A 25,205-nucleotide genomic window follows, 5' to 3' on the forward strand; every position below is an offset into this window, starting at 1 on the left:
CGAAGGCGAGACCGCCGGCGCGCCGGCCCAGGGCGCCGAGGCCGGCCTCGGCCAGTCGTCGGCAGAGCACGCCTTTGGTGGCGAACAGCCTGAAGGCGGCCGGCGTCAGCGTCGTCAGCGTGCGGCCGAACAGGTGGAGGAACCCGAAACCGTCAGCTGAAATCCCCCCGTCGTGCCCGGTCCCGCGCCTCCAGGCCGGGCCCGATCCCCGCAGGGTCCGCTTCGTTTCACGCGAAGCGGACCCTGTTCTTGTTTGGCGGCGGTATTTCTCGAACTTACTAAAATTGCCATATTTGGTATATGCCAACTATTCCGCCAGGACCGTGCCATGAATGCGGAAACCTTGCGGTCGACAACGAAGAAGAAAGTTCCGCGGACGGCCTTCCACAATCATACCGGTCAATATCCGGATATCAGCCGGCGAGAACCGATCACCGTCACAAAACATGGGCGTCCGGACATCACTATTGTCGAGGCCGCCTATTTCGAACGGCTCGCCGCTGGACAGATTCTTGCGGTGCTCGATCTCAACGCCGCCGATGCCGATCAAATGCCCGACGCGCATCGGGATCTTTTCGAGGCCGCGAAGCCCTCCGCCGAAGAAATCGGACAGGACGTTTGGAACGATGACGCCGCTCCTTAAGGTCGGCGACATCCTCCACTATGTCTATCTCTTCACCCGTGACCAGTAGGCCGGTCGGGACGAGGGCATCAAGACACGTCCAGTCGTTGTGATTGCTGTGCAGGGTCAGCGCGCTTTCACGGCCGCGATTGCCACGAGGAGCGACAAGGCGGGCCAAGGAGCTGGCCATTCCCGACGCCGTTGCCGATCCCGCCGGGCTCGCGCGCGGCACGTCAGTGGTCATCGGCCAGTATAATCATTTCACCTGGCTCGGCTTCGATATCCGCCCCGTTACAGCCGAACCTTCCCGGTTCCCATCCGGCGGCCGCGACAGTCCCCACCGCAGCACCGGTGATCATCTGCCGCCGTGACGACTGCGATCACCAGCGCCCTTCCTGCCGAAGCGCGCGATCCGGCGCGCTCGCCCGGGACGGACCCGCCGGCCAATCTCGTCGTCTCTGGGATGTGGCCCGGCCTCCGGCTGCAGGCCGCCCGCGGGATCGTCGAAGCGATCGGCGCGCACCGCGCCCACTGGCGGCCGCCTCGATCGGAGTCCGCGACCGGGCAACGCAGGCCGTCCATCGCCCGGCCATCGGCCGCGCTGGTTGAGGGCAAGCGGCCTGGATCGAGCCTTCCACAGTCGGTGCGTCCCCGTCTCCTGTCCGCCATCCGGCCACCCGCTTGTCGGGATGAACGCTACGCCCGTGCGGGACCGCCGCAACCCCCGATTTTGCGGCCGTGTTGAGGCCTGGCGGCCTCTGCCCGCACCACCCGAAAAATCGCAGGTTCCCCGTCGCTGGCGCTCCGGTGCGGCGCCCCCTCGTTCACGGGCTTTCGCGACTGTTCATCCCAGCGGGGTCGGCCCGCTGGCGGACACGCGAAAGGTACACGACCATGAACAAGGTTTTTCTCTCAGGCCGCATCACCTCCGACATCAGCCGCTTCGGCACCGACAGCAAGGGCGGCGTCAGCTTCAGCCTCGTCACGTCCAAGCCGGTGATCAAGGACGGCCAGGTCCAGAAGGACGACAACGGCTACACCGAGACCTACGACGAGTTTCACACGGTGAAGGCCTTCAACGGCCTCGGCAAGTCGGTCGCCAACCACAAGAAGAAAGGCGACAAGCTGATGGTCGTCGGCGAGATCCGCTACAGCCGCAACGAGCGCGATGGGCGCACCTACTACAACACCGACATCGTCGCCGAGGAAATCGAGTTCCTCTGATCCCTGACGGGCGGCCGTCAGCGGCCGCCCTCCTCATTTCCACGGAGAGCACAATGTTCCATCTCGCCACCTTCGATGAGATCGCCGGCATTGCCCACGGCATCGAGACCACGAACCCCGCCATGGTCGACCGCATCCGGCGTGCGGCAGACCGCCTCAACCGCTACGAGATCGCCGCACGCCTCGCCCAGGCGATTGCCGAAGCCGCCGACGCGGCCCACGTCCGCGCGTTCGAACAAGCCCAGTTCGGCGAAGCGAGTGCCGATGCGATCGTCGACAGCGAATATTACGACGACCTCGCCGCGGCCTGGTCGCTGGTCGCCGGCGAGCACCAGCTGATCAGCCCCGATGCCATCTTCGCGCATGACGGGTCAGTTCACTGACCCGTCCTTCCGCTCAAGCAAGGATTCCGCTCATGGCCACACAGCCCGCCCCCAGACCCGCCGTACAGCATTGCTACGGCGTCCTTCTCCATCACCGCCTCGCCTGGTGGCTCGTCGAGTTTCCCGAACTCGACGCGGCGCCGGTTCGCGCGCGCAAGCTCTCGGGCCGGCTCACGCCGGCCCTCGCCGACTGGCTTCGCTCGGAGACCGGCGATGCCGGTCTTCCCGCCGAGGTCACGGCCCTGCACCCGGACAGCCGTTGCTGGTCGGGCGAATTCTCCTGTGTGCGCGCCGCCGGGAGCGTCGATCTGTATGACATCGACGCGCATCCCTGGGGCAGCGATGCCGGCGAACTCGAGCTTCGGTTGGCGCGCACGATGATCGATGCGACGATCCGGCCGCTTCCGTCCGGCTTCACCTCGGTCTTCTTCGATCTTCCTTCGGAGAATCAGCCGGTGCTTGCCATTCGCCTCAGCGGCTATAGCTGCGCCACCTTTGAGCTGATGACCGCTCGATACATGCCGACCTATCGGCCGCGCTCGCCGTGGCGCGACATTTCGAACGACGCCGTCTCCGACAGTGGCAGCGACATCCTTGGGTGGCGTGAGGCCGCGGACTGGATCGGCCCCGTCTGATCGCTGCCGACGTCGAATGTCCGGGACGGGTGCCAGCCATGTCCCGGGCGCCGGCGTGACCACCCCTCGCACGGCGGAAGCCGCGATGCCGAAGTTCCTGCCGGCATGAGCGCATTGGCTCGCAGGATATTGCCCATATGCCTGATCTCGGGGCGCTGCGCTCCCGATTGCGGCATGGCGCAACATGGGGATGGGGCGGTTGCATGGATGGTTGGCGCATCCCGTCCTTCGCCAGGGCAGAAGGACGGGACCGGGGCTCTATTCGCTAAGCCGCCGCCCGCGCATGCGCGCGGTCCCCGGCTAACCTCACGGAGCCGAGGCCTGAGCCTCGTCTCCGCCCGTCCGAGTCACGATCCCGCTTGCGGTTGGTCACGCCCGTGAGGTTTTACACCCCTATTCCTCTCTTGTGTCTGCCTAGTGTGGCATGCGGGGTTGGCGGTCCGTCGAGCATGAGCGGTCCCCCCAATTTTGACGGCGCCGCCGCGCCGCTGACGCGTCCCGGCAACCCCGACAAAATCGGTTCCCCCACTCCCCGCTGGCGCGGCGTTAACCGGGGTCCGGCCTGTGGCCGGCTTCCCGGTTAACGTGCCTGACCTCCCTGACCACCGCATGCTCTGAGTCAGGTCTCATCCGAGGGGATGAGACAGCAAAAACGCCATGGAGGCTCACATGACCAAGTCTTTCACGAACTTCGCCGACCTCGCCAGCTTCATCGCCGGCGAAACCGGCCATCACGGCCAGAGTTCGATCTACGAGGGTGCTTTCATCGAGCACGACGAACGCGCCAAGCTGTCGCCCGTCGACGAGACCGAGCAACGCGAGATGCCTGATCCCGAGCAAGCCCGCGCAGCGGTGGAAATGGTGATGGCGACGCTGTTCGACGTGTTTCGCGACACGCGGCTCGAGCCTTTCGCGAGCGATCTCGCCTGGGGCTTCGTCAACAGCTTCCATGTCGTCGCCAAGCGCATCAACGACCGCGAGGACGACGCAGCCAAGGAGCTCGGAGATCTCGCACGCAGCTTCGATCCGAGCGAAATCTACGCCTCGCAGCTCGAGGAGGCGCAGCTGCTGTGCCAGACACTGCAGGGGTGCCGCGATGCGATGGAATGCATGCGCGACCATGCCGCCGAAGTCTATCGCGTCGAGACTGGCCGTCCCTACTCGCCGACCCGCGGCAGCCGGGTGTCGAGCGGGGTCACCGCCTCGATGATCGATGCCCGCAACTATCTCGCCGAGCGCGCCCGCGAGCGCCGCGAACAGTTCGCGCCCGAAGGTCCCGTCGTCGCCTTCTCCGGCGGTCAGGTCTGGGACGATCACGAGATGCTCTGGCGCGGTCTCGACTCCATCAAGGCCCGCGTGCCGGAAATGATCCTCGCGACCACCGCGCAGACCAAAGGCTGCGACGCGATCGCCCAGGCCTGGGCGGCAGCGCGCGGCGTGAAGGTCATCCTGTTCCGGCTGGATCGCCGTCTCGGCGCCAAGGCCGCCTTCGTCCGCAACGATCGCCTGCTGGCGCTCAAGCCGGTCGAAGCGGTCATCTGCGAGGGGTCGGGCATCCAGATGAACCTCGCGCAGAAGCTGCGGCAGGCCGGCGTTCCGCTCCATGTCGTGAAGCTGGACCAGCAGGCCCCGCGCCCGGCACCGCAGCGTCAGCAGCGCTGGGCCTGAGCCCGCGCCCGAGAGAGGCTCCGGCATCCGCCGGGGCCTCTCTCTTCCTTTTGCGCGCGACATGCGGAGCGCGGGGGCATCGAACCCCCGCGCTCCGCCGGGGCGAACGCCATGCGGCATCAAGCCGCGTCCAGAGAAAAGGGGGATGAAAGGGTGGCGGTTTGCCCAAGGAGACAAAGTCATGTCCATCCTCTTTCGCATCGCCGTTCCTGCCGACGACACCCTCGCGCCGGTTGCCGTCATCACTGCCCGCCAACTCGCCGCGCTGCGCCGCATCCTTCGCGCCGAAGGCGACCGAATCGGCACCGCGCTCATCGAACCCGACGACATCATCGGCGACAGTTTCGAGGTCCGGGTCTGCCCGCTCGCGCTGGCCACGGTGACGGCCATCTTCGACCATGATCCGGCGGTGATCAGCGTGGTCGAGGAAGCGCAGTTTCGTGCCCGCCGGGTCTGCGTTCACCACTGCGCCAACTCGGCCGAAATAACCATGAGGGTCGCGCTTACATCCGATAGCGGGCTTGAACTCGATCTTGCCTATGGCAACGCCTATGCGCTTCTCGAAGCCTTGGGCGTGGACGCCGAGAGCGTAGGAGAGATCGCCCTTTCGCAGCTCAGGGAGCGCATTGCCGACCCGGCTACGTCACGGCGCGCGATGCGCTTTGGCGTCGAACAGTATCTGCCCCGGCTGAAGCGTCTGGCGGATAGCGCCGATGGAACGGACGACGCCCGCCTCGCCTGGGCCTGATTTCAATGAATTTCCCGCGACAGATCATTGCGAGGGCCGCCCAGCAATCGGTCGATCGCCATCTGCAAATGCGGGGTGCAATTGGTGTCCCGGATCGAATCGAGCACGCCCAGAGCCTCGCGCATCAAGACCAGCGCATAAGCGCGCTGCATCCTCGCATCGCCACCATCGCCTTGCCCAATTTCGCCGCGCAGCATTCGGATCGATAGCATGACCTGCTCCACGAAATGTCGATCCGATGCCTCCAAATCTTCCGGCTTGATCATCCGACTTCCCCTCGCCTCCGCCGAGGCGGAAACGAGAGAGCCATTCCCGCCCAACGCTCCCGCGCGAAGGCGCGGGAGCCGGGGCTTAAGAACACGTCGAGACATGCGCCTACGCTTTTAGAGCCGAGGCTCCTGGACATATGCGCAGGCACCCCGGCGTGAAATCACACCGTGTGCCGTTCTCGACAGGGTTCTTAAGCCCCGGCGCTGCCGTTTTTGCAGCACGCCGAAGCGCCTAGCACAGCGACGAGGACCAACCAAGCGGCACCCCGTTCGCCGGAGTAGCGCCGGGGATTTACTGCCGGGTTACCCGCTCGACTTGCCGGGCAGGAGGCAAGCACGCGTTCGCACATCTCGGCATCAGACGGGGCTTCATCGCCATAGCATGACGCTGGGTGTTCCTCGGCCGTCAAGGATCAGCGGTCCCCCCGATTTTGCCGCCGCTCCGCTGCGCTACCCGGCAACAAAATCGGTTCCCCCGCTGCCCGCTTCGCGGCGGCCATGCCGTCCCTGACCGCCTCAACACCGCGTCCCGCTGAGCCCATCCTCATCGATGAGAGATGGGGAGCACGGCATCATTCTGATGGAGGCTCTTATGGACAACCTTTCCGACGATCTCCGGGCGCTGTTCAACGCTCCGATCTGCCCGTACTGCGCGACGCTCTACGATCCTGAGCAATATGACGAGGTCGATGAATGCGCCCGCTGTTCGAACTGCTGCAGGGCATACCAGGTCGCGGCCGAACACCGCCCACCACAGCCGCACATTCCGCAAGATGACCCGCTGTCGGCAGCCGCCCAATCAGATAGTCTGGCCCAGTTTCGGGACGAGGCGGGCCGCGTTTCGAAAGCCATGATGCGCCAGACCGCCGGAGGAAGCTACCAAATGTACGAACGCTGGTTCACAGAAGCGCTCGGGCCTGCCATCGACAAGCTCGATCCGGTGCTCCGGCCCCAGGCAATCACGATCGCCAGCGAGCTTGGCTATATCGCCGATACCGAGGTCATGGCGGCCGGCTTCGGTCCAGGCCTATGCTCGATCAGCGGCATCGATGAGCATTTTTGCCATTGCGGCCGGCATCCCTGACGACATCGGGGCCGGGTATCCGCTCGGCCCCTTCTTCTCATCCATCGCCGAACTCGTTCCGGCTCGCTCGCGTGCCGCGCGGACCCGTCGGTCCGCACGCCGCTACGCCTTGCCGCAGCGTCCCGACGAGGGGAAACATCTCTCACAGACTTCCCATTATGTCGGACGGCCGAGACCGCCTCAAGGACGGTGGGGCCCCACCATTTTCTTCGGCGGATCGAGCGCGGCGCTTCTCCTTCGGCGTTGGCGGCCGCCGAAGAAAATCGTGACCCCCACCGCCGCTCACGCGGTCGCTTCGCGATCCTTGACCCGGCCTCGGCCGCCCGACGCGCCGCTCCTGTCATTCAAGACCGACAGGAGCCTATCATGCAGATCATCTCGACCAGCGCCGCCGCCGACAACGCCGCCTTCTTCGCCGCCATCGCGAATGCCGAACGCCGCGCGCTTCACAGCTACTTCGACCAGCATGTCGTGGCGGACGAGGAGGCCGGCTACATCACCATCGACGAGGGCGATTACGGCGCGCTGCCGATGACGATCATAGACCGGATCGTCCACAGCGTGCCGGGCGGACGGCTTGACGAATTCTGAGACAGATGGGGAGGGGCGCGTCTGCGCCTCTCCCTTTTTTTTTGCTGTGGGGTCAGAACGGACATGGAGGGCATCGAGCCCTCCATGTCCGTGCCGCGAGCATGCTCGCGGCGGGGGCTGTTCACGCCGTCAGGCGCTTTTCCACTTCGTCTATCCCGAGGCTCCGAATCCGGCCGAGAAGGTTCCCCAGCCGCTTTGTCTCGAGTTTGAAAAGACCGGTCTTCTCGATGGCCTGAATGGCTGCCTCGCGTTCCTTCTCTTCCAGTCTTTGCCGCCGCTCTTCGAGCTTGCGGACATCCTTTTCGATCGCGGCTCTTTCCTGTTCCAATGTGCGTGCCATGAAGGGCCTCTTGGTTCACGCTGATCGGGCTATGAACCGCGACACTATAGCCTCTCGCGACCGGCCTCGAAAGCGGAACGTCGCCGATGTTTTTCGGTGCACTTTTCCTCGTGCAAACAAATCCCATCAGCGTCGTTCACAACGCTAAGACGCGCAGACTGGCAGTCTCGCTTCGCGTAATCACGCCTTGCACGCCGTTCCGTCCAAAGGACGGCGAGGCGCCCCGCCGAAGGCATTTTTCATCCCAGACCATCTGTGTCACATGACGACCCGAGGGTGGAGATCTGCCCTGGTACAGAGCAGCACACCGAACGCACCAGGGTGCATGGACTTTGACAGCGATCCCAATAGGTTAGCGGCGCCATGGGCTGTGTGCTGCTGTGGGACAGCATCCGGGAGGCGGAAAGCACCGCTAAAATCCGCCATTTCAGCGTGTTACGTCAGAACACAGCGCGCCCGTCGCTCGCGACTTCCTTGCCCTCCTGGCGCGGCTGCGCTATAAGGTGGATCGGTTTCTGAGACCCCACCAGCCTCCCTGCTAGGAGGCCTGGTTTGACGACCCCCAACAAGCATTGCACGGTCCGCCTCGACCGGAGCAAATATGATCGCCTCGTCGAGCTCGCTGCCGAACGTGGTTGCACGCTGACCGACCTGCTCCGCGCGGCCGTCGACAACTTCCTGTCATCCGGCCAGCTGCTGACCTCCAGTCAGCGCCGTATCGCACGGATCGGCGAGTTCCAGCACCTCGCGCTCGACATCATCATCCGCGAACAATTTCCCGAATATCGCGACCGTATCATCGCGGAAACCGACAAGCGCCTGGAGCTCTACCATGGCGCGTAAGGACGACATCCGCACCGATGGCAGAGCCATCCCGCTGACCCATCACAGCGCGCGTGGCAAAGTGCAGCGCAACTCAGGCAATTTCACCCGCGGCAGCCAGCTCATCACCCATGAGATGCTCATGTGGTTCTCGGGTGCGAAACTGCCTTTCATCCTCTGGTTCTTCGCCTTCCTCGGCGCCTGGTTCATCATCATGTCGATCAAGCTCGACGAGCACGGTTTCCAGCTCGTCTGCATGAAGGTCTACGCGACGCTCTGGAACTGGATCGACCTCGATCCAAACAAACGCGTCAACGTCACGTTGCCGAGCGGCGACATCATGCGAACGGTGATGCAGGCGGTCCCTTATATCCCCGAAGTCATCAAGGCTTGGAGCACCGCGATGCGCGGTCTCCTGGGAGCCTTTCTGATCTCGATCTTCGTGACCATTCCGGTGGCCATCTGGTTCGTCGATCTGTCGCATCGGCGGGGGCGTTCGATCCTTCAGGAACGGCACGAACGCGGGGCGATGCTCGTGGCCCGCGACATCCTTCAGGCCGAGATCAGCCAGCACAATCTCGAGAAGTTCGAGGAGGAGGCGCGCGATCTCTTCCCCGGCATGTCCCCTGCCCAGGTCCTCCGCCTTTCTTTCGGCAAGCGGAAGGGGGCGGGAATCCATCATCCTTACACGCTCGCAGGTGTTCCGTTTCCACACCGGACCGAGCAGTCCCACGTCATGCTCATCGGCACCACCGGCTCGGGCAAGACCACCGAGCTCAGGAGCCTTGTGACGCAGATGCGCGAGCGCCAGGACACCGCCGTCATCTTCGACCTCACCGGCGCCTATGTCGAAGCCTTCTATGACCCCGCGCGCGACACGATCCTCAATCCCATGGACGCGCGCTGCCCGGCCTGGTCGATCTTCAACGACTGCCGCACGCACAGCGAGTTCACCGCTGCTGCTGCTGCCCTGATACCGTCGGATGGTGGTTCGTCCGAGCCCTTCTGGGCGCTCGCCGCGCGCACCCTCTTCATCGAGATGTGCATCCGCTTGATGGAGCGCGGACAGACTACGAATCTCGCGCTGTCCGAGAACCTGATGACCGCCGACCTGAAGCGCGTTCACCGCTTCCTCGCCAATACCATCGCAGACCCGCTGACCGCGCCGGAAGCTGCGCGCATGGCGGAATCGATCCGCGCGGTCTTCAACACCAACGCCCAGGCCTTGCGCTTCCTCCCTGACGACGGCGAGCCCTTCTCGATCCGCGACTGGATCTGCGGGGAGAAGAAGCCGGGATCGATCCTCTTCGTGACGTCGAGCTATGTCGATCTGCCGATGAACCGGGCGCTGCTGACGCTCTGGATGGACCTCGCCATCAACCGCCTGATGACGCTGCCGCGCACACGTAGCTTGCGGACCTGGTTCATGTTCGACGAGCTCGGCGCGCTTCACAAATTGCCGGCGATCGAAAACGGTCTTCAGACCGCGCGCGCGTTCGGTGGTGCAATGATCCTCGGCATCCACAGCTTCGAGAAACTCGTCGAGGTCTATGGCGAGCAGGGCGCGAGAAATCTTGCCTCGCTCGCCCGCTCGAAACTCATTCTCGCGACCGCCGATCTCGACACGGCCGAGCAATGCGCACGCTATATTGGCAACCGCGAGGTCCGCCAGATGGATGAGGCCTATAGCTACGGCTACAACAACACGCGCGACGCCTCGACGCTGACCCCGCGCAAGCAGGTCGAGCCGCTCGTCATTGCCGACGACATCACCAACCTGCCCTCGATGCACGGCTTCGTGAAATTCCCCGACGGCTTTCCCGCCGCGCGGATCTTGCTCGAGTGGAAGGACTATCCCCAGGTCTCCCAGGGCTTCGTCCAACGGCCCGATATCGGGCCGGTTCGGTCGAAGCGCGGAGAGGAAGCGTTCGAGGAGGACGGGGCAGGGGAAGCGGGCGGACGGGACGGCGCCGGGCAGGTGATCGAGGAAGTGTCCGAAAGCACCAATCTCGCGAAGGATCTGGCCGCGCGCATCCTGTCTGCCGAGGTCGAGGAAGTGGACGATGCTGCGAGCCGGGCCGCCCAGCGTGCCGACGATCGCGATGAGCAGACCGCGCCCACGCTACACGCCGCGGACAGGGCCCAGGCGGGCCGCGCCAATGGCGAGGAGCAGCCGGTCGCGACGCGCGAGAGGGACCGGGGAAGCGAGCGGCGGACCGATACGCCGCGAGCGCCCCAGGTCGAGGATCTGACACCGGTCGAGCTGCGCCAGGCCTTCCACCCAGGCCGCGGCGACGACGGCGTCGACATGGGGATCTGATCCATGCTGTCGGTCGCCGCCGTCCGCTCCGCATCCGGCGCCGCGAACTACTTCGCAAAGGACGACTATTATACCGTCGAGGGATCGTCCGAGGCCACCGCCTGGGCGGGGGAGGGCGCCGATGCGATCGGGCTGTCCGGCGAGGTCTCCAAGGAGGCCTTCGAGGGCGTGCTCAACGGCATCCTGCCGAGCGGCGAGGCGGTCGCGCAGGTCGAAAATCGGCGCGCCGGCGTCGACCTTACTTTCTCGATGCCGAAGTCCGCGTCGGTCATGGCCTATGTCGCCGGCGACAAGCGCGTGCTCGGCGCCAACATGGCCGCGGTCAAGGCGACCATGGCCTGGGTCGAGAAGAACCTCGCCGAGGGGCGGCGCGATGTCGAGGGCCGCAAGGTTCCGGTCCAGACCGGCAATCTCGTCTATGCACTCTTCCAGCACGATACCAGCCGGGCGCTCGACCCGCAGGCGCATATCCACGCCGTTATCGCCAACCTCACCCGCATGCCCGACGGCAAATGGCAGGCGCTGCATGCCGACAAGATCTGGAGCCACAACAGCATCATCGGTTCGATCTACCACGCTTACCTCCGTTCCGAGCTCGAGCGGATCGGCTACCAGCTCGACATGAAGGGCAAGCACGGCACGTTCGAGATCGCCGGCGTGCCCAAGGCGGTGATCGCCGAATATAGCCAGCGGCGTGAGGCGATCCTCGAGCGGGCGACGCGGCTCGGCATCAAGTCGCCCGAGGGCCTGCGTGAAATCACCAAGCGCTCGCGCGATCCCAAGCTCGATGTCGAGGATCGCGCGGCCCTCAGACAGGATTGGATCGACCGGGCCGCCACCCTGGGTTTCGATGGCAAGGATCTGCGCGCGGCGGCCGAGGCGCGCGCCGGAATGGCGCCGCCCGAAGGGGCGCTGGAACGCGGCTATCGCGCCATCGTCGAAGCGATCGACGGCGCCCGCAATCGCCTCGGCGCATTCCTCCGTCCGCACGATCCGCTGGTCGACAATGTGCTCGCCCGTGCCGTCCGATCACCGGCCGAGGCTCGCACCCAGCTCGCGGTCGCATCCGCCGTTCGTATCCTCTCGGAGCGCGAGGCGGCCTGGCCGGTTCACAAGCTCAGCAAGACCGCGCTCGATCTCGGGCTCAAGGGCGTCACGGTCGAGAGCATCGAACGGCGGATCGAACGGCTGGTGCAGACCCGCCAGCTTATTCCCGGCGTCGCCACGGCGGCCGATCGGACCGGGCGCATGGTGACCACGCAGGAAGCCCTGCGCACCGAAGAGAAGATCCTTGGCGCCGTCGAGGCAGGGAAGGGGACTGCCGACCCGATCATCGCCGCCGACACAGCGCCCGCGCGGCTGCAGGAAGTGGCCGAGCGAGCGCTCAATCCGGGACAGCTTGCAGCGGCCACGACGATCCTGTCCTCGGCCGATCGGACCATTTCGGTCCAAGGCGTCGCGGGTGCCGGTAAGTCGACCATGCTCCAGGCGGTTTCCCGGGTCGCGGAAGCCGAGGGACGCTCGATCACCGGTCTCGCTTTCCAGAACAAGATGGTGGCGGACCTTGCGGAGGGAGCGGGCATCAGGGCGCAGACGATCGCCTCGTTCGTGCTCGCGAACGAGCGATTCATCACGCAGCGCGACACGCCGCGCTATGCGGCGGCGCATGAGAAACTCGCCGGCACCATGCTGCTGGTGGACGAGACATCGATGGTCTCGAGCAACGATATGCTCAAGCTCCATCAGATCTCCGAAGCGCTTGGCATCGACAAGCTGATCCTGGTCGGCGACCGCCAGCAGCTCTCCTCGATCGATGCGGGCAAGGCCTTCGCCATGATCCAGGCCGGCGGGGGCACCATGGCGCGGATGGATCAGAATATCCGTCAACGGACCGACCAGTTGCGGACGGTAGCGGCCCTTGCCAATGTCGGAAAGGCCGGTGCCGCGCTGAAGGTCCTCGGTGACCGGGTGATCGAGCATGCCGAGCCCGCTGCGGCGGCGGCCGATATGTGGCTCGCCCTACCGCAGACGGAGCGCGATGCGACAGCCGTCTTCGCCTCGGGTCGCGATGCGCGCACGGTCATCAACCAGCGTATCCAGGACGGTCTGGTTGCCGAAGGCAGCGTGAAGGGGCAGGGACTCCATCTCACCGTCTATGAGCGGGTCAACACCACGCGCGAGGAACTGCGGTACGCATCGACCTACCGGCCGGGGCAGACACTCGAGGTCGGCCGGGGCGGGGCACAGGATGTCGGTATCAAGGCGGGCCGCTACGATGTCCTCAAGGTCCATGCGAACGGCAGAGTCGAGCTTGCGGATGGTCGCCGCAAGATCCGTTTTGATCCGCAAAAGCTGTCGCCCACCGAACAGCGTGACCGGTTGCAGCTCTCCGAAAAGAAGGTTCTGCACCTGCGGGAAGGGGATCGCATCCGCTGGACAGCCAACGACAAGGAGCGGGGATTGCACAATGCCGCTCTCGCACGCGTCATCGCTATCGATGCCGATGGCGTGAAGGTTGAGACTGCGGACAAGGAGCGCCTCACGCTCGGCCTCGGTGACTCCATGCTCTCTCGGTTCGACCTTGCCTACAGCCTCAATATGCACATGGCGCAGGGGATAACGACCGACAAGGCGATCACCGTCATGTCGTCGCACGAGCGCAACCTCTCGAACCAGCGTCTCTTCAATGTCGGCGTCACCCGCGTGCGTGACGAGCTCACGATGGTCGTGGACGACAAGGAAAAGCTCACCCGGCAGCTCGATATGAACCCAGGCAACAAGACCTCTGCGATGGAGACGCTTGGTCGCCTCGACATCGATGGGAAGAAGGGGCCGCCCCCCCGTGACAAGTTCGATCCAGGGCCGATCGAGGGCGTCGATCTCGCGGACCTTCCACCCCTGCCCACCGACCTGCCCCCGTTGCCCGATGGGGCAGCGCCGGCGGCGAAGGATCCGCAGCGTCCACCCGATCTGAAGCCTGATCGCGGCGACGTGCTGCCGCCGCTGCCGGAGCGAAGCCTGGGTCTCGATTTGTAGCTTGAAGCCGCCGGCGAGGGCCGGCCGCAATGAAGGAGAAATGCCATGGGATGGGAATTCGAAGAAGCCGGTAAGTTCGGCAGTGAGAAGGCGGCCGACGAATATGCCCGGCGCAACAATATCGACCCTCGCGATGTCCATATCGCGCGCAAGGGCGATGAGGTCGAGCTTAGCATTCGCCGCTCCGCTCTCGATCGCCGAGGCTTGCGCGATAGTCATGAGGGCAGGCGGGATGGCTGGAGTTGAGGGGGAGTGCCCTCGCTCTCCTGTGGCCGGCATGGAGAGACTATGTCAGTCGCTGCACCATGTTCGCCCTTAAGGCTCGGGGAGGGGGTCGCGCTGTATCCTACGACTATCGATCCTCAGGCCAGGAGTTCCGTTCCGATCTGATGTGCTGCCTGACCGCTCTCTTCGAAGCTCGAGATGTTGTGGATCGTGGTCTCCGCGATGGCTGTGAGCGCCTCGCGGGTGAAAAAGCCCTGATGGCCTGTAATGAGGACATTCGGGAATGTCAGGAGGCGCGCGAAAACATCATCCTGCAGCATGGTTTCCGACAGGTTTCGGAAGAAGAGATCACCTTCTTCTTCATAGACATCGAGGCCCAACGCCCCAATCCTTCCCGACTTCAATCCAGCGATGACGGCGCGGGTATCCACGACGGCTCCCCGGCTCGTATTGATCAGCATCGCACCCTCGCGGATCAGCTTGAGCGAGTTCGCATTGATCAGATGATGCGTTTGCGGCGTGAGCGGGCAATGGATGGTTACGATGTCGGATCGTTCCATCAGCTCGGGGAACGGCACGTAGGTCACGCCCCGCTGCTCGAGGGTCTCATCCGGGACTGGGTCGAAGGCCAATAGCGTGCATCCGAATCCTTGAAGGATATGGGCCACGAGCGTTCCAATGCGGCCGGTCCCCACAATCCCGACTGTTCGGTTGCCGAGGTTGAACCCAAGCAGGCCGTCCAGCGCGAAGTTCCCTTCCCGGACCCGGACATAGGCCCGGTGCAGCTTGCGGTTGAGCGACAGGATGAGCGCGACGGTGTGTTCGGCAATTGCTGCGGGGGAATAGGCTGGTACGCGCGCGACGGCGATCTTCAGCGCCTCCGCCGCTTCGAGATCGACATGATTGAAACCGGCGCATCGCAAGGCAATCAGTTTCGTCCCTTGGCCGTGAAGCGCGGCGAGCACGTTTCGATCGAGGTGGTCGTTGACGAAGGCGCAGATCGCATCCGATCCCGCCGCCAGCGCCATCGTCTGCTCCGAGAGGCCGGCGTCGAAATAACGCAAGGCGTGCGAATTTCCAGCCGCCGCGTTGGCCAGATCGAGAAATTCCCGATCATAGCTGCGCGTGCTAAAAACGGCGACGTCCATCTACCTGTTTCTCCTGGCCGCAGTGTGCGTGTCCATAAGTATGATCCCGAACAGACAGCCATGTCGATCCGGGGCAAGCGTCACCACACTTTGTCATAATCCGTCAGCAGGATCACTCTCTGAGGCGAATCTCGCGGGCAGATCAGGAAGGACATCACAATGCAGGGATTTATCGGCGACATCGAAAATCTGACCGAGGATAATGAGGACTTTCGCCGTGTTCTCTACACGGGCCGAAACCTGCAACTCGTGCTCATGGCGTTGAAGCCCGGTGAGGAAATCGGGCTCGAAATTCATGATGATCGTGACCAGTTCTTTCGGGTCGAGAAGGGAAGCGGCGAGGTTCTCATCGATGGCGTTCGCACGGCCATCAAGGGTGATGACGGCATTGTCGTTCCTGCCGGGGCTGAGCACAACATCGTCAACACCGGCGACAAGTTGCTGCAGCTTTACACGATCTATGGGCCGCCGGAGCACATTGACGGTACGATCCATCGCACGAAGGCCGATGCCGAAGCCTCGCACAAGCATTTCGACGGTCGGACGACGGAATAGACGGGTTCCGTTCGGCCCGGATTGGACGATCAGCGGTCTCCTCCGAGGAGGAGCGTTCGCACCTTGCCTGCGACCACCTCGCGTGCGCCGTCCGCTCTTACCTTGTGCCAGTCAACAGTGCCGATGTCATAATGTGCCTGCGCTTCGGCCACGACGGCATCGGCGTCCGAGGCATCGTTCGCGCGCGTCGTGATCCGTTGTTTCAACAGATCGGGCGCGGCTTCGAGCCAGATACCCTCGAATGGAAGGCCCTGGCGCTGTGCGATCCGACCGATCGCATCGCGCTCCACCGGCCTTGCAAAGACCGCGTCCGCTATCGCGGCCTGTCCGGCGTGCAGGGTGTGACTGGCCAATCGTTCCAACTCGCCATAGACTGCCGCGCTCGCTGTCGAGGTATAAGAGGCACTGGGAAGCGGGGTTTCCGGCGGAACGCCCGCCAGCCGCTTGCGCAAGACATCCGACCTTAGAATTCGGGCACCGGGAGCCCGACCCAGACATGGAGCCACCAGCCTGGCAATGGTCGACTTTCCGGTTCCGGAAAGCCCGCCGATCGCCACGAGGCGCGGCGGCACGGAAACGAGCAGCTTATTGGCGAGCGCCAGATAATGCCGGGCCTTGTACGCCAGGTCCGAGTCCGGTGTCCCCGCCGCTTGTGCCGCCAAGGCATGGGCCCGGATGGTCGCGCGGATGGAAAGAAACAAGGGGAGGAGCGCTATGCCCGCCTCATCCTGCGGAGAAATGTCCAGATAGCGGTTCAGCAGCAGATTCGCCTGCGTTTGAAGCCCGCGCGCCCAAAGATCCATCAACAGGAAGCCGAGATCGTAGAGCACATCGGTCGTTGCAAGCGTCGGATCGAACTCGAGGCAATCGAACAAGACGGGCTCGCCGTCGATCACCGCAATATTCGCGAGATGCAGGTCACCATGCCCGTGCCTGACGCGGCCCTGGCGGGTGCGCGCATCCAGCAATTCGGCATGGCAAAGTGTCTGTTCCATTTGCCGTTCAATCAAACCGCTTGCGGTAGCGGCCGGCAATATCTCGCCAAATCGCGCCATGCTCGTCCGATTTCCCGAGATCACCGCTGCGATACGTTTCGCGCCCGATTGCGAGCGGTGCACCTCCGCACCAGCGTGAAATGCTTCGATCTGACCAGCGAGTCTCGTGACCAGCCGATCATCCAACCCGCCGCGAGCGGCGACGTCCTCGAGCAAGGCACCATCCGCAAAGCGCCGCATTTCGAGGAGCCAGTCGACGGCTTCTCCCTGTCCCTCCATGTTGAGCTTGCCAGTGCCATCCCGACAGATCGGGCGGACCGCAAGATAGAGCGACGGCGCCGCCCTGCGGTTGAGTGACAGTTCCGCCTCAAGCGCGGCGCGGCGCTTGTCCACGCTCGAAAAGTCGAGATAGTCGTAATGGACGGCTCGTTTGAGCTTCCAGGCGCGATCGCCGGCCAAAAATATGTGCGCGGCGTGCGTATCTATCCGTCGCGCGGTTTCGCCAGGCGCGAGGACGCCCGGCGTCTCCAGGAAGGCGACGACATCGGCTTGCTTTCCAGTCATGCCGATCAGCCGGGCCGATGCCGTCATCTGCGGTCTATGCCTTGCCAATCTCGATCTTGCGACTGCGTGCAGGCACGTTCTCGTCCTTTGCCAGGGTCACGGTCAGGACGCCATCCTTGAACCCGGCGGTGATCTGGTTCTGATCGACATCGTTCGGCAGGGATATCTGGCGGTGAAACGAGCCGTAACGGCGCTCGCTGTACAGATAGCCTTTGTCCTTGCGCTCGGTTTCTTCCTTCTTTTCGCCCGAGATATCGAGTACGCCTTCGGTGATATTAACTGCGATATCTTCCTCGCTGAGGCCAGGCAGTTCGACGGTCAGGCGATAGGCTTTGCCATCATCCACCATCTCGACGGCCGGCACGGGCGCTGTCGGTGATCGATTGCCAAAGCTGAATATGCTCGATGGGGGTCGGCCGAAATCTTCGAACAAGCGGTCGATCTCACCACGCAGCCAGTCCATTGGACGATCCCCAGACCGGCTGACAGGAGTTCCTTTTGACGCGGAAACCGGGACCTGATCAGTCATTGCACATCTCCTTCGAACGGGAACCCGAAGGCCAGCAATCGGCAGAAACAAGTTCGCCGCAGAAACGACACGAACCGTTGTTCCATCAATCGGCTCTCGAGTGTGACGAAGATAATATCCTCAGCCTACGCGCCTCTATTCGGGAATCTACGGAGGCCGCTCATGGTGTGCCACATATCCGCCCCTGCTCATGCAACCCGCTACGTAACTTTCCCAATTCACGTGAACCTGCCCGCAGTGACAGAATTATATGGATAAAGGAGCGTATGCTCGATGGCGCGCGCAGATTGTGGGGCGGGAGAATATCTGCGGCTTCGGCGCTTCATTCGGGATCGCCGAGTCGGCGCGCTGCGGAGTCACTTTGACGACCGTTTTGCCTTCCAGGGAAATCAATCCGATGGTTCGCATGTTCGACCTCAATCAGCATCTCCGGACGCTGCAATTGCGTCTTGACGCTCGAAGCAGCGATGGGGCGCAGATCGAAATTAAAGTCTCAGCGGAGAAGGCTCTGGTCAAGTTTGATGCGTCGGTCCTTGATGCTGCACTCGTCGAGCTTGTCGACAATGCGCGCACTGCTCTTGCAATCGGGGGGCGCATCATTGTGCGAGCCAAGCGCGTGGGGCGTCGGTTATGGGTCACCGTTGCAGACACGGGAAAAGGGATGAGCCCGCCGAAACGCACAGCCGTTCTGGATGGCGCGCATGACACTGGCCTCGGTCAGGTTCGCCATTTCGCACGATCCTGTCACGCCAGATTTCGACTTCGTAGCGCAGTCGGCCGGGGCACGGTTGCCGTGCTCATGATACCGCTTGTCCTCAATGTTGGCCTTACTCGTCAGGCGGGATCGCCAGCGCCCGCAGGGAGGCAAGCACGGCTACATGAACGCCGCGGAAGACTGCAGCGCGGACAGCCAAGAGGGAACAAGGCCCATATGAATGCTCAGCCCGTCGAACCCAAGCCTGACATTATTCGGCCATTGGCCCCGCCAGAGACTCCCGCACCTCCAGAGCCTCGAGAAACGCCTATGCCCAATCCCCCTGAAATCATCCCAAGCCAGCCTGATTTCGTACCGGGTGTGCCACCGGAGGAATACCCCGCCAGTGTCTAATTCTATCTGAGCGCGAGAAGCACCGCGATCCCCACGCCGGAGGCCAGTACCGCGGCGAACAGGGGGCCGGACGCCTTCCAGCCCTGCTGGCGGGGGCCGGCGATCCCGAGCGCCAGAAGGCCCTTGAAGGCCGTGTTCGCGAGCACGGGGACCGCCAGCACCAGGCCTGCCGTGTTTTCGTCGAGAACATCCCTGGGCATTCCCGCGAGAGTGAGGACCGCCGCGTCGACATCCCACATGCCGGTCAGGCCCAGCACGACGACAATGCCCTGGTTGCCGAACTGTTCGAGCGCCCAGCGTGCCGGCACGGCCATCACCGCCACCACTCCGGCGAGCAACAGCGCCGGTCCAAAATCGAGCGGGTTGCCGAGCTTCACCTCAGCGCTGCTCGTCTTTGCGTTATATTTGCGAAGCGCGATCAATGTCGTCAATCCGCCGACGATGAACGCTGGAACCATGGCCAGAGCCAGCGACCGGGCTGCGTAGGGGATGAGGGCAATCGACAACAGCTGGACGCGCACGAACATCACCAGCGAAGCAAGCGCTATACCGGCAATAAGGGGCGCTTCCGATCCGTCTTTCTCGCGCAATCGCCGCGCATAGGTTGCGGTCACGGCCGTTGAGGACACAAGCGATCCGCATAGCGCGGTTATCATGATGCCTTTCTCGGACCCCAACCGGCGGGTCGCGACATATCCGGCGAAGGAAAGTCCGAGGACGACGACCACCACCATCCAGATCTGGCGGGGGTTCCAGGCATCGTAGGGGCCGAGATTGCGGTCGGGCAGCAACGGCAGGATGACGAGTGCCACGAGCGCAAAGCGCGCGATCGAATCGACTTCCTGTGCCGTCATGCCTTTGAGCATGGCGTGGGCCTGCCCGCGCAGCGTGAGGATCAGCGTGGTTACGGCGGCGACCGCCAGCGCCTCGCTGACCTGGCCCCTGGCGGCAATGTAACCCAAAGCGAAGGTGATGATCCCAACCAGCGTATTGGTGACCGAAAGACTCCCTTCGCGTGCGAGAGCGCCGCGGTAACCGAGAACCAGGCTCGACAGCGTAGCGAGCGCAATGACGGCGGCCAGAATATCCGGGACGTGCCCGGCGAGTCCGCCGGCGAGGCCAATCAAGCCAAATGTTCTGAGCCCGCTCACCCGGCTTCCATCAATCGCATTCCGCTGGCGCCAGCCGCGTTCGATGCCGATCAGGATGCCAACTGCCAGAGAGGCCGCCAGAGTGCGTAGCAATTCAGCTTCAGGCATGTTCATGGAGTTGCCTTGTCGGGATCCAGGTTGATCGAATGGTGGACGGTGAGGACACACGGAACAGCCTGCACACTTGCACCCAACCCTTTCCGAACGTGCCGAATGAACCAACGCGGCGCCATTTATTGCCCTTGTCTGTCGATCGTGTCGGTTCGTCGACGAAACACGAAATGGGGTCTATCTTCCAGGCGCCGTCATGGGAATCCGTATTTGTTCCAATGACCGGCAGAGGGCGAGCGTCGCGCGCTGCGGCAGAGATGAAGGTAATCCGTCGCAATTCCCAGAGGCCTGACCTCGCAACTTTCGATGGCTCAATCCGGGTTCAATCGATAGAAAACGGAACAAAAGGGGAGTGTGTCCGCGCGGTGCGGCTCCCTTCACCACGGCGAGGGAGCAAAGCAATTCCGGATACCAATGGGCCATCGGAACGGAAGGGCGCCTTTGCGCCGGCATTGGCCGCTGCCAGGCTGCTCGCCAGTCCTTCGATCCGTTCCCAGATCATCACGGCGGTTCTCGCGAGTCTCGCGGTCGCGATCATCACCTTCGTGACCCGCGAACAGCTCGCCGAGCAAGTCGATGAACGCGTCCATTACTTCGTGGCCCTGAGCGTGGCGGGCATGGTGCTGGTCGCGCTCAGGCCCGACCTGTTCGTGATCTCGAGCGTCTCGCTCATAACCCTTGCAACGCTTGCCGTCGTCGACGGCTGGCCCACAGCAACCAGCCAGCAGATAGCCGTCGCGATCTTTCTCTTCGCGATGTTCCTCTTGTGGCGCAATCACCATCGCACCGTCACGGTGACGCGCGAACTGGCCGACAGCGCGGTCATCCTCGCCGAAGAGCTGAACCTCCTGATCGACGGCGCGCAGGATTACGCCATCTACATGCTCGATCCTGACGGGAACGTCACGATCTGGAACGAAGGCGCGCAGCGGCTGAAGGGCTGGACCGCCGCGGAAATGATCGGGAGACCGGCCGATCTCTTCTATCCTGATGACGCCGTTGCCGCCGGCAAACCGGCGTTGATCCGGGCCGAAGCGGTTGCACGCGGCAAGATAGAGATGGACGACTGGCGCGTCCGCAAGGATGGCAGCGAATTTCTCGCCCATGTTGCGATCACGGCGTTGAAGAATCCGGACGGGACGGTTCGCAGCTTTGCGATCGTCGTCCGCGACATTACCGACCAGCGCGCCGCCGAAAGCTCGCTCCGCAACAGCGAGGCGCATCTTCGCTCGATCCTGTCGACCGTTCCCGATGCGATGATCGTCATCGACGAGCGGGGGACAATGCTGTCCTTCAGTGCTGCGGCCGAGCGCCTGTTCGGGTACGCGCAGGCCGAAGTCCTGGGCGCCAATGTGAGCATGCTCATGCCCTCGCCCTATCGCGAACGTCATGACGGCTATCTCGAACGCTATCTCACGACGGGCGAGCGCCGGATCATCGGTATCGGCCGGGTGGTCTTCGCGATGCGCAAGGACGGGACCACATTTCCGATGGAATTGTCAGTGGGCGAGGCAACCGGCGATGGCCAGCGTGTCTTCACGGGCTTCATCCGCGACCTTACGGACCGCCATCGAACGCAGGAGCGGCTCGAGGAACTTCAATCCGAGCTTATCCACGTCGCCCGCGTCAGCGCGATGGGAACCATGGCATCCACCCTGGCCCACGAACTCAACCAGCCGATCACAGCGGTTGCGAACTATGTCGAAGCCGTTCGCGATTTGCTGGCCGAGCCGGATCCCGACGATCTGCCTGACATCATCGAGGCGTTGCAGGAGGCCGCAGGGGAGGCCATGCGCGCGGGCCAAATCGTCAGGCGGCTACGTGATTTCGTGGCGCGCGGCGAAGTTGAAAAGACGGTCGAGAGCCTGCCTGATCTGATCAACGAATCTGCCGCTTTCGGGTTGCTGGGCGCGGGTGACAAGTCGATCGGAACCCGGATCGACATCGATCACGAGGCAGCGAGCGTGCTGGTCGACAAGATCCAGATCCAGCAGGTTCTGGTCAACCTCATCCGCAACGCGGTGGACGCGATGAGCACATCCGAGCGCCGCCTTCTCACGATCCGGACGGCGCCCGATCAGCCAGGATTTGTTCGCGTGACGGTGGCGGACACAGGGCCTGGCGTGGCGCCCGAGGTGGCGGCCCAGCTCTTCAAGGCATTCGTGAGCACGAAAACGGAAGGCATGGGTCTTGGCCTCTCCATTTGCCGAACCATTGTTGAAGCCAATGGTGGTCGCATCTGGATGGAGCCAGCGGAAGAGGGCGGTACCCAGTTCCATTTTACCTTGATAAGGACGGAGGCGGAGAAGCTGGATGGATGAAAAGCGTGTCGTTCACATAGTCGATGACGAGGACTCGATCCGCCGTTCGACTGGTTTCATGCTCAAGAAATCGGGTTTTTCGGTGACGCCGTGGGCTTCTGGCGTGGAATTTCTTAAGAATCTCAAGCATGCCGAGCAGGGTTGTATCCTGCTGGATGTCCGCATGCCCGAGATGGATGGCCTGGAAGTCCAGCAGGAGTTGAACGCGCGTGGTATCTCCATGCCTGTTGTTGTCCTGACCGGCCATGGCGATGTCACGATCGCGGTGCGGGCAATGAAGGCCGGAGCGGTCGATTTCCTGGAGAAGCCGTTCGAAAAGGCAGCCCTGATCGCGGCCATCGAAAGCGCCTTTGAGCGCCTTGCCGATGCCGAGGGCAGGGCAAGCCGGGCGGCCGATGCGACCATCCTCATTGCGAGCCTCTCCGCCCGCGAGCAGGACGTCCTCAAGGGACTTGCCCAGGGCTTGCCGAACAAGTCGATCGCTTTTGACCTCGGCATTTCGCCGCGCACGGTAGAAGTTCATCGCGCCAACCTGATGACAAAGCTCGGTGTCCGCAGCCTGTCGGAAGCTCTTCGCATCGCATTTTCCGCGGGCGTGACTGGCTAGGGGTTCGGACACTTACGTAGCGACCCGTCGCCGATTTCCTGACATTCCCAATCAATCAGCATGGTCGCTGGATTTGATGGTGTGTCATGACAAGTGAGAGAATTGCATCCCGGATGCAGGAACGTCCACGGCTTCTCCTGGTGGAGGATGATGCCGGGGTTCGCCGATCGTTACAGCTTCTGTTTCGTGCCCGCGGTTTCGATGTCCGGGCCTATGCGGCCGGGGCCGCGCTCCTTGCCGATCCGACCGTCTGCAACGCCTGCTGCTTTATCGCGGATTACAGGCTGGACGAAACCGACGGGATCGACGTGCTCTGCCGTCTCAGAGAGAGTGGCTGGTCCGGTCCGGCGGTGCTTATCACCGCATTCCCATCGGCTGATCTCACCGAGCGTGCCCTGGCGCATGGGTTCAGCCAAGTCCTTGAGAAGCCCTTTCGCGAACATGTGCTCGGCGAGGCCGTTGCTCGATTGACGGGTGGGGGTGAGGCAATCGCCCATTCCTGATCGCGCTTGCCTTTGCGCCAACAGACGGCTGGAGATGATAGTCTGATGCTTCGAGATTCCCCTCATATGGTGAGCCTCATCCCGCGCGGCCGCGGGTGCAGGGCACCCTATGAATGACGGCTGCGCCTGCGTGGAAAACGCTGTGTCTGACCGGTTCCCCATGCATTTGATAGGTGTTGGTCCAGATGAGGAGTTTGGCATCGCCAGGCAGTTGACGAGCGGTCCGGTCGCCTGGCTTGGCAATGTTGAAAATCTCGAGACATTTCTGGGCCGGCCGCCGTTTACATCTCCTTACGTCGTTCTTCTTGATAGCCGCTCCTCGCCTCAACTAATCGCTAAACTTGATCGATATGCCGATTTCATCAGGGAAAATCCGATCATTCTGCAGATCGCCGCACCACCCGTTCGCCTGGTGGTGGAGATCATGCGGCGTGGGGTCCGCGACGTGATTCAAAAGCCCTATACGCTGGCGCGGTTGCGATCGGCCTTCGAGGAGCTTTGCGGTGGGCGCGGTCGCTGGCCACCGTGATTTGGCAGAATCTGCGACATCCCCGCGTGCCAGGGCAGCCGTGCACGCAATCAAGGCGCAATCACCGTCAGAACAGTAGCACGCCTGAAGCCATTAATATCCGCATAGCCTTATCAGGCAAAGGAAGACCAGATGACCGTAGCCGAGCAATCGCAGACGCCTTTCGATCTTATCGGTGGAGCAAAGATCGTTCGCCAGATTACCGATTGCTTCTATGATCTGATGGAAGCTGACCCCGCCTACGCACAATTGCGCGATCTTCACGCTGAGGATCTCGCACCCATGCGCGTGTCTCTTGCCGGCTTCCTCAACGCCTGGCTGGGCGGCCCATCCGATTGGTTCGTCGAACATCCAGGCGTCTGTATGATGTCGGCGCATGCACGTCTGCCCATCACCCGGGAAACGGCGGACCAGTGGGCCGATGCCATGCGCCGCGCGATCACGGCATCGCCAGTGGAACCCGTGATTGCCGGCAAGATGGCCGAAGCGCTCAGCACCATGGCGCAAGGCATGGCTCGGAACCCGGGACAAGCGATGTGACCTGTTTCATCGACCATGACCGTGCGTTCGCGGACGCAGTCCACGACCGCCGCGACTGGAGCTTGCGATGCGTCTGAAGGGAATATCGGCTGTCCTGATCGCCGTCGCGGTTGTCAGCGGAGCAATCGCGACCGGACAGGCCAGGCCTGCAAAGGAAAGCAATCGAGCCGAAAGGACGGCTCAGCAGCGGGGGCTGGCGTTTGCCCAAAAACATTGCTCGACCTGTCATGACATCGATACCGGTATCTCGCCCAAACCGGAGGCGCCATCGTTCGAGGCGATCGTCAATACTCCCGGACTGACCGCCCGTACCCTGAACCCATGGCTCCGGAATTCGCATAATTTTCCTGAGATCATGAACTTCGAAATCGCGCCGGAACAGATCGAGGTGCTTGCGGCTTACATGCTGACTCTCAAGAACGCCGATTATCGCCCTCCGATCCAGTAATATCCGGCGGGATTGATCGCCGCCGGCCATAAGATGATGATCGTCGCCGGCGGGCGTTGGCGCCAATTTACAGGGGAACCAACCGATACCGCTCCATCCGGTTTCGGCGCAGACATTGGAGGAAATAAC

The 25,205-nt window shown here is 63.1% G+C and carries 26 protein-coding genes; 20 read left to right on the forward strand and 6 right to left on the reverse strand.

The features are described from left to right. Positions 1-328 precede the first annotated feature (328 nt). The 6 genes from WFP78_RS07685 (at position 329) to WFP78_RS07710 (ending at position 5,280) form a co-directional block, all read left to right on the forward strand. Positions 329-643 (forward strand): type II toxin-antitoxin system prevent-host-death family antitoxin, encoded by a 315-nt coding sequence (locus WFP78_RS07685; protein WP_336960348.1) that lies wholly within the window; start codon positions 329-331, stop codon positions 641-643. Positions 644-1,516: 873 nt separating this feature from the next. Next, positions 1,517-1,846 (forward strand): single-stranded DNA-binding protein, encoded by a 330-nt coding sequence (locus tag WFP78_RS07690; protein WP_007015553.1) that lies wholly within the window; start codon positions 1,517-1,519, stop codon positions 1,844-1,846. Between the two features lie 53 nt (positions 1,847-1,899). Beyond that, complete coding sequence (locus WFP78_RS07695) at positions 1,900-2,229, forward strand: hypothetical protein (protein WP_020818465.1); 330 nt, start codon at positions 1,900-1,902, stop codon at positions 2,227-2,229. A 32-nt stretch (positions 2,230-2,261) separates the two neighbouring features. Further along, on the forward strand, positions 2,262-2,864 hold the full coding sequence (locus WFP78_RS07700; protein WP_020818466.1) for a hypothetical protein: 603 nt from the start codon (positions 2,262-2,264) through the stop codon (positions 2,862-2,864). 669 nt (positions 2,865-3,533) lie between these two features. After that, the gene (locus tag WFP78_RS07705; protein WP_336960358.1) at positions 3,534-4,532 is read left to right on the forward strand and encodes a DUF2493 domain-containing protein; all 999 of its coding nucleotides are present in this window, start codon (positions 3,534-3,536) and stop codon (positions 4,530-4,532) included. A 181-nt stretch (positions 4,533-4,713) separates the two neighbouring features. Next, entirely contained in the window at positions 4,714-5,280 is a 567-nt protein-coding gene (locus tag WFP78_RS07710; protein WP_020818468.1) for a hypothetical protein, read from the forward strand. 2 nt (positions 5,281-5,282) lie between these two features. Here the strand turns inward: WFP78_RS07710 and WFP78_RS07715 are convergent, their stop codons facing one another. Further along, positions 5,283-5,546, reverse strand: a complete 264-nt coding sequence (locus WFP78_RS07715; protein WP_015460598.1) for a hypothetical protein — start codon at positions 5,544-5,546, stop codon at positions 5,283-5,285. Between the two features lie 595 nt (positions 5,547-6,141). Here WFP78_RS07715 and WFP78_RS07720 point away from each other — a divergent pair. Both WFP78_RS07720 and WFP78_RS07725 read left to right on the forward strand, forming a co-directional pair. Continuing rightward, the gene (locus tag WFP78_RS07720; RefSeq protein ID WP_020818469.1) at positions 6,142-6,633 is read left to right on the forward strand and encodes a hypothetical protein; all 492 of its coding nucleotides are present in this window, start codon (positions 6,142-6,144) and stop codon (positions 6,631-6,633) included. Between the two features lie 366 nt (positions 6,634-6,999). Further along, the gene (locus tag WFP78_RS07725) at positions 7,000-7,224 is read left to right on the forward strand and encodes a hypothetical protein (protein ID WP_020818470.1); all 225 of its coding nucleotides are present in this window, start codon (positions 7,000-7,002) and stop codon (positions 7,222-7,224) included. 121 nt (positions 7,225-7,345) lie between these two features. Here WFP78_RS07725 and WFP78_RS07730 read toward each other — a convergent pair whose 3' ends face one another. Continuing rightward, on the reverse strand, positions 7,346-7,564 hold the full coding sequence (locus WFP78_RS07730) for a hypothetical protein (RefSeq protein ID WP_336960362.1): 219 nt from the start codon (positions 7,562-7,564) through the stop codon (positions 7,346-7,348). 552 nt (positions 7,565-8,116) lie between these two features. On the opposite strand from WFP78_RS07730, the gene WFP78_RS07735 reads away from it, so the two are divergent. From WFP78_RS07735 to WFP78_RS07750, 4 genes are read left to right on the forward strand one after another with little or no spacing between them, the layout of a single operon-like run. Next, positions 8,117-8,407, forward strand: coding sequence for a hypothetical protein (locus tag WFP78_RS07735; RefSeq protein WP_089221411.1), 291 nt, complete (start codon positions 8,117-8,119; stop codon positions 8,405-8,407). Continuing rightward, positions 8,397-10,706, forward strand: a complete 2,310-nt coding sequence (locus WFP78_RS07740; RefSeq protein WP_089221410.1) for a type IV secretion system DNA-binding domain-containing protein — start codon at positions 8,397-8,399, stop codon at positions 10,704-10,706. Before WFP78_RS07735 ends, WFP78_RS07740 begins: the two co-directional genes overlap by 11 nt. A 3-nt stretch (positions 10,707-10,709) precedes the next feature. Then, positions 10,710-13,742 carry a MobF family relaxase gene (gene mobF, locus WFP78_RS07745; RefSeq protein WP_336960368.1) on the forward strand — a complete coding sequence of 1,011 codons (3,033 nt, stop codon included), beginning with the start codon at positions 10,710-10,712 and terminating at the stop codon, positions 13,740-13,742. A 45-nt stretch (positions 13,743-13,787) separates the two neighbouring features. Next, positions 13,788-13,988, forward strand: coding sequence for a hypothetical protein (locus WFP78_RS07750; RefSeq protein ID WP_336960370.1), 201 nt, complete (start codon positions 13,788-13,790; stop codon positions 13,986-13,988). A gap of 116 nt (positions 13,989-14,104) precedes the next feature. Here WFP78_RS07750 and WFP78_RS07755 read toward each other — a convergent pair whose 3' ends face one another. Further along, the gene (locus WFP78_RS07755; RefSeq protein ID WP_336960372.1) at positions 14,105-15,115 is read right to left on the reverse strand and encodes a 2-hydroxyacid dehydrogenase; all 1,011 of its coding nucleotides are present in this window, start codon (positions 15,113-15,115) and stop codon (positions 14,105-14,107) included. Positions 15,116-15,274: 159 nt separating this feature from the next. Here WFP78_RS07755 and WFP78_RS07760 point away from each other — a divergent pair, with 159 nt between their 5' ends. After that, positions 15,275-15,670: a cupin domain-containing protein gene (locus WFP78_RS07760; protein ID WP_336960374.1), complete on the forward strand. Its 396-nt coding sequence runs from the start codon at positions 15,275-15,277 to the stop codon at positions 15,668-15,670. A 29-nt stretch (positions 15,671-15,699) separates the two neighbouring features. On the opposite strand, the gene WFP78_RS07765 is transcribed toward WFP78_RS07760, so the two are convergent. Both WFP78_RS07765 and WFP78_RS07770 read right to left on the reverse strand, forming a co-directional pair. Continuing rightward, positions 15,700-17,256: a bifunctional aminoglycoside phosphotransferase/ATP-binding protein gene (locus tag WFP78_RS07765; RefSeq protein WP_336960376.1), complete on the reverse strand. Its 1,557-nt coding sequence runs from the start codon at positions 17,254-17,256 to the stop codon at positions 15,700-15,702. Between the two features lie 7 nt (positions 17,257-17,263). Continuing rightward, positions 17,264-17,758: an Hsp20/alpha crystallin family protein gene (locus tag WFP78_RS07770; RefSeq protein WP_336960378.1), complete on the reverse strand. Its 495-nt coding sequence runs from the start codon at positions 17,756-17,758 to the stop codon at positions 17,264-17,266. A 406-nt stretch (positions 17,759-18,164) separates the two neighbouring features. On the opposite strand from WFP78_RS07770, the gene WFP78_RS23385 reads away from it, so the two are divergent. Further along, positions 18,165-18,866, forward strand: a complete 702-nt coding sequence (locus tag WFP78_RS23385; protein WP_419722940.1) for a sensor histidine kinase — start codon at positions 18,165-18,167, stop codon at positions 18,864-18,866. Between the two features lie 2 nt (positions 18,867-18,868). Here WFP78_RS23385 and WFP78_RS07775 read toward each other — a convergent pair whose 3' ends face one another. Further along, a complete protein-coding gene (locus tag WFP78_RS07775; protein ID WP_336960379.1) occupies positions 18,869-20,131 on the reverse strand; it encodes an MgtC/SapB family protein in 1,263 nt (420 codons plus the stop codon). A 449-nt stretch (positions 20,132-20,580) separates the two neighbouring features. Between WFP78_RS07775 and WFP78_RS07780 the strand changes: the two genes are divergently transcribed. The 6 genes from WFP78_RS07780 to WFP78_RS07805 all read left to right on the forward strand — a co-directional run bounded on the left by WFP78_RS07780 (position 20,581) and on the right by WFP78_RS07805 (position 25,076). Beyond that, positions 20,581-22,449 carry a PAS domain-containing sensor histidine kinase gene (locus WFP78_RS07780; protein WP_336960381.1) on the forward strand — a complete coding sequence of 623 codons (1,869 nt, stop codon included), beginning with the start codon at positions 20,581-20,583 and terminating at the stop codon, positions 22,447-22,449. After that, positions 22,442-23,056, forward strand: coding sequence for a response regulator transcription factor (locus tag WFP78_RS07785; RefSeq protein ID WP_336960383.1), 615 nt, complete (start codon positions 22,442-22,444; stop codon positions 23,054-23,056). Before WFP78_RS07780 ends, WFP78_RS07785 begins: the two co-directional genes overlap by 8 nt. 113 nt (positions 23,057-23,169) lie before the next feature. Beyond that, positions 23,170-23,559, forward strand: coding sequence for a response regulator (locus tag WFP78_RS07790; RefSeq protein ID WP_336960385.1), 390 nt, complete (start codon positions 23,170-23,172; stop codon positions 23,557-23,559). 109 nt (positions 23,560-23,668) lie between these two features. Then, the gene (locus WFP78_RS07795; protein ID WP_336960386.1) at positions 23,669-24,088 is read left to right on the forward strand and encodes a response regulator; all 420 of its coding nucleotides are present in this window, start codon (positions 23,669-23,671) and stop codon (positions 24,086-24,088) included. A gap of 132 nt (positions 24,089-24,220) precedes the next feature. Beyond that, positions 24,221-24,628, forward strand: coding sequence for a group II truncated hemoglobin (locus WFP78_RS07800; RefSeq protein WP_336960388.1), 408 nt, complete (start codon positions 24,221-24,223; stop codon positions 24,626-24,628). A gap of 67 nt (positions 24,629-24,695) precedes the next feature. Beyond that, positions 24,696-25,076: a cytochrome c gene (locus WFP78_RS07805; protein ID WP_336960389.1), complete on the forward strand. Its 381-nt coding sequence runs from the start codon at positions 24,696-24,698 to the stop codon at positions 25,074-25,076. The last annotated feature ends 129 nt before the right edge of the window (positions 25,077-25,205 follow it).

The sequence above is a fragment of the Sphingobium aquiterrae genome, from assembly GCF_037154135.1.
Taxonomy (GTDB): domain Bacteria; phylum Pseudomonadota; class Alphaproteobacteria; order Sphingomonadales; family Sphingomonadaceae; genus Sphingobium; species Sphingobium aquiterrae.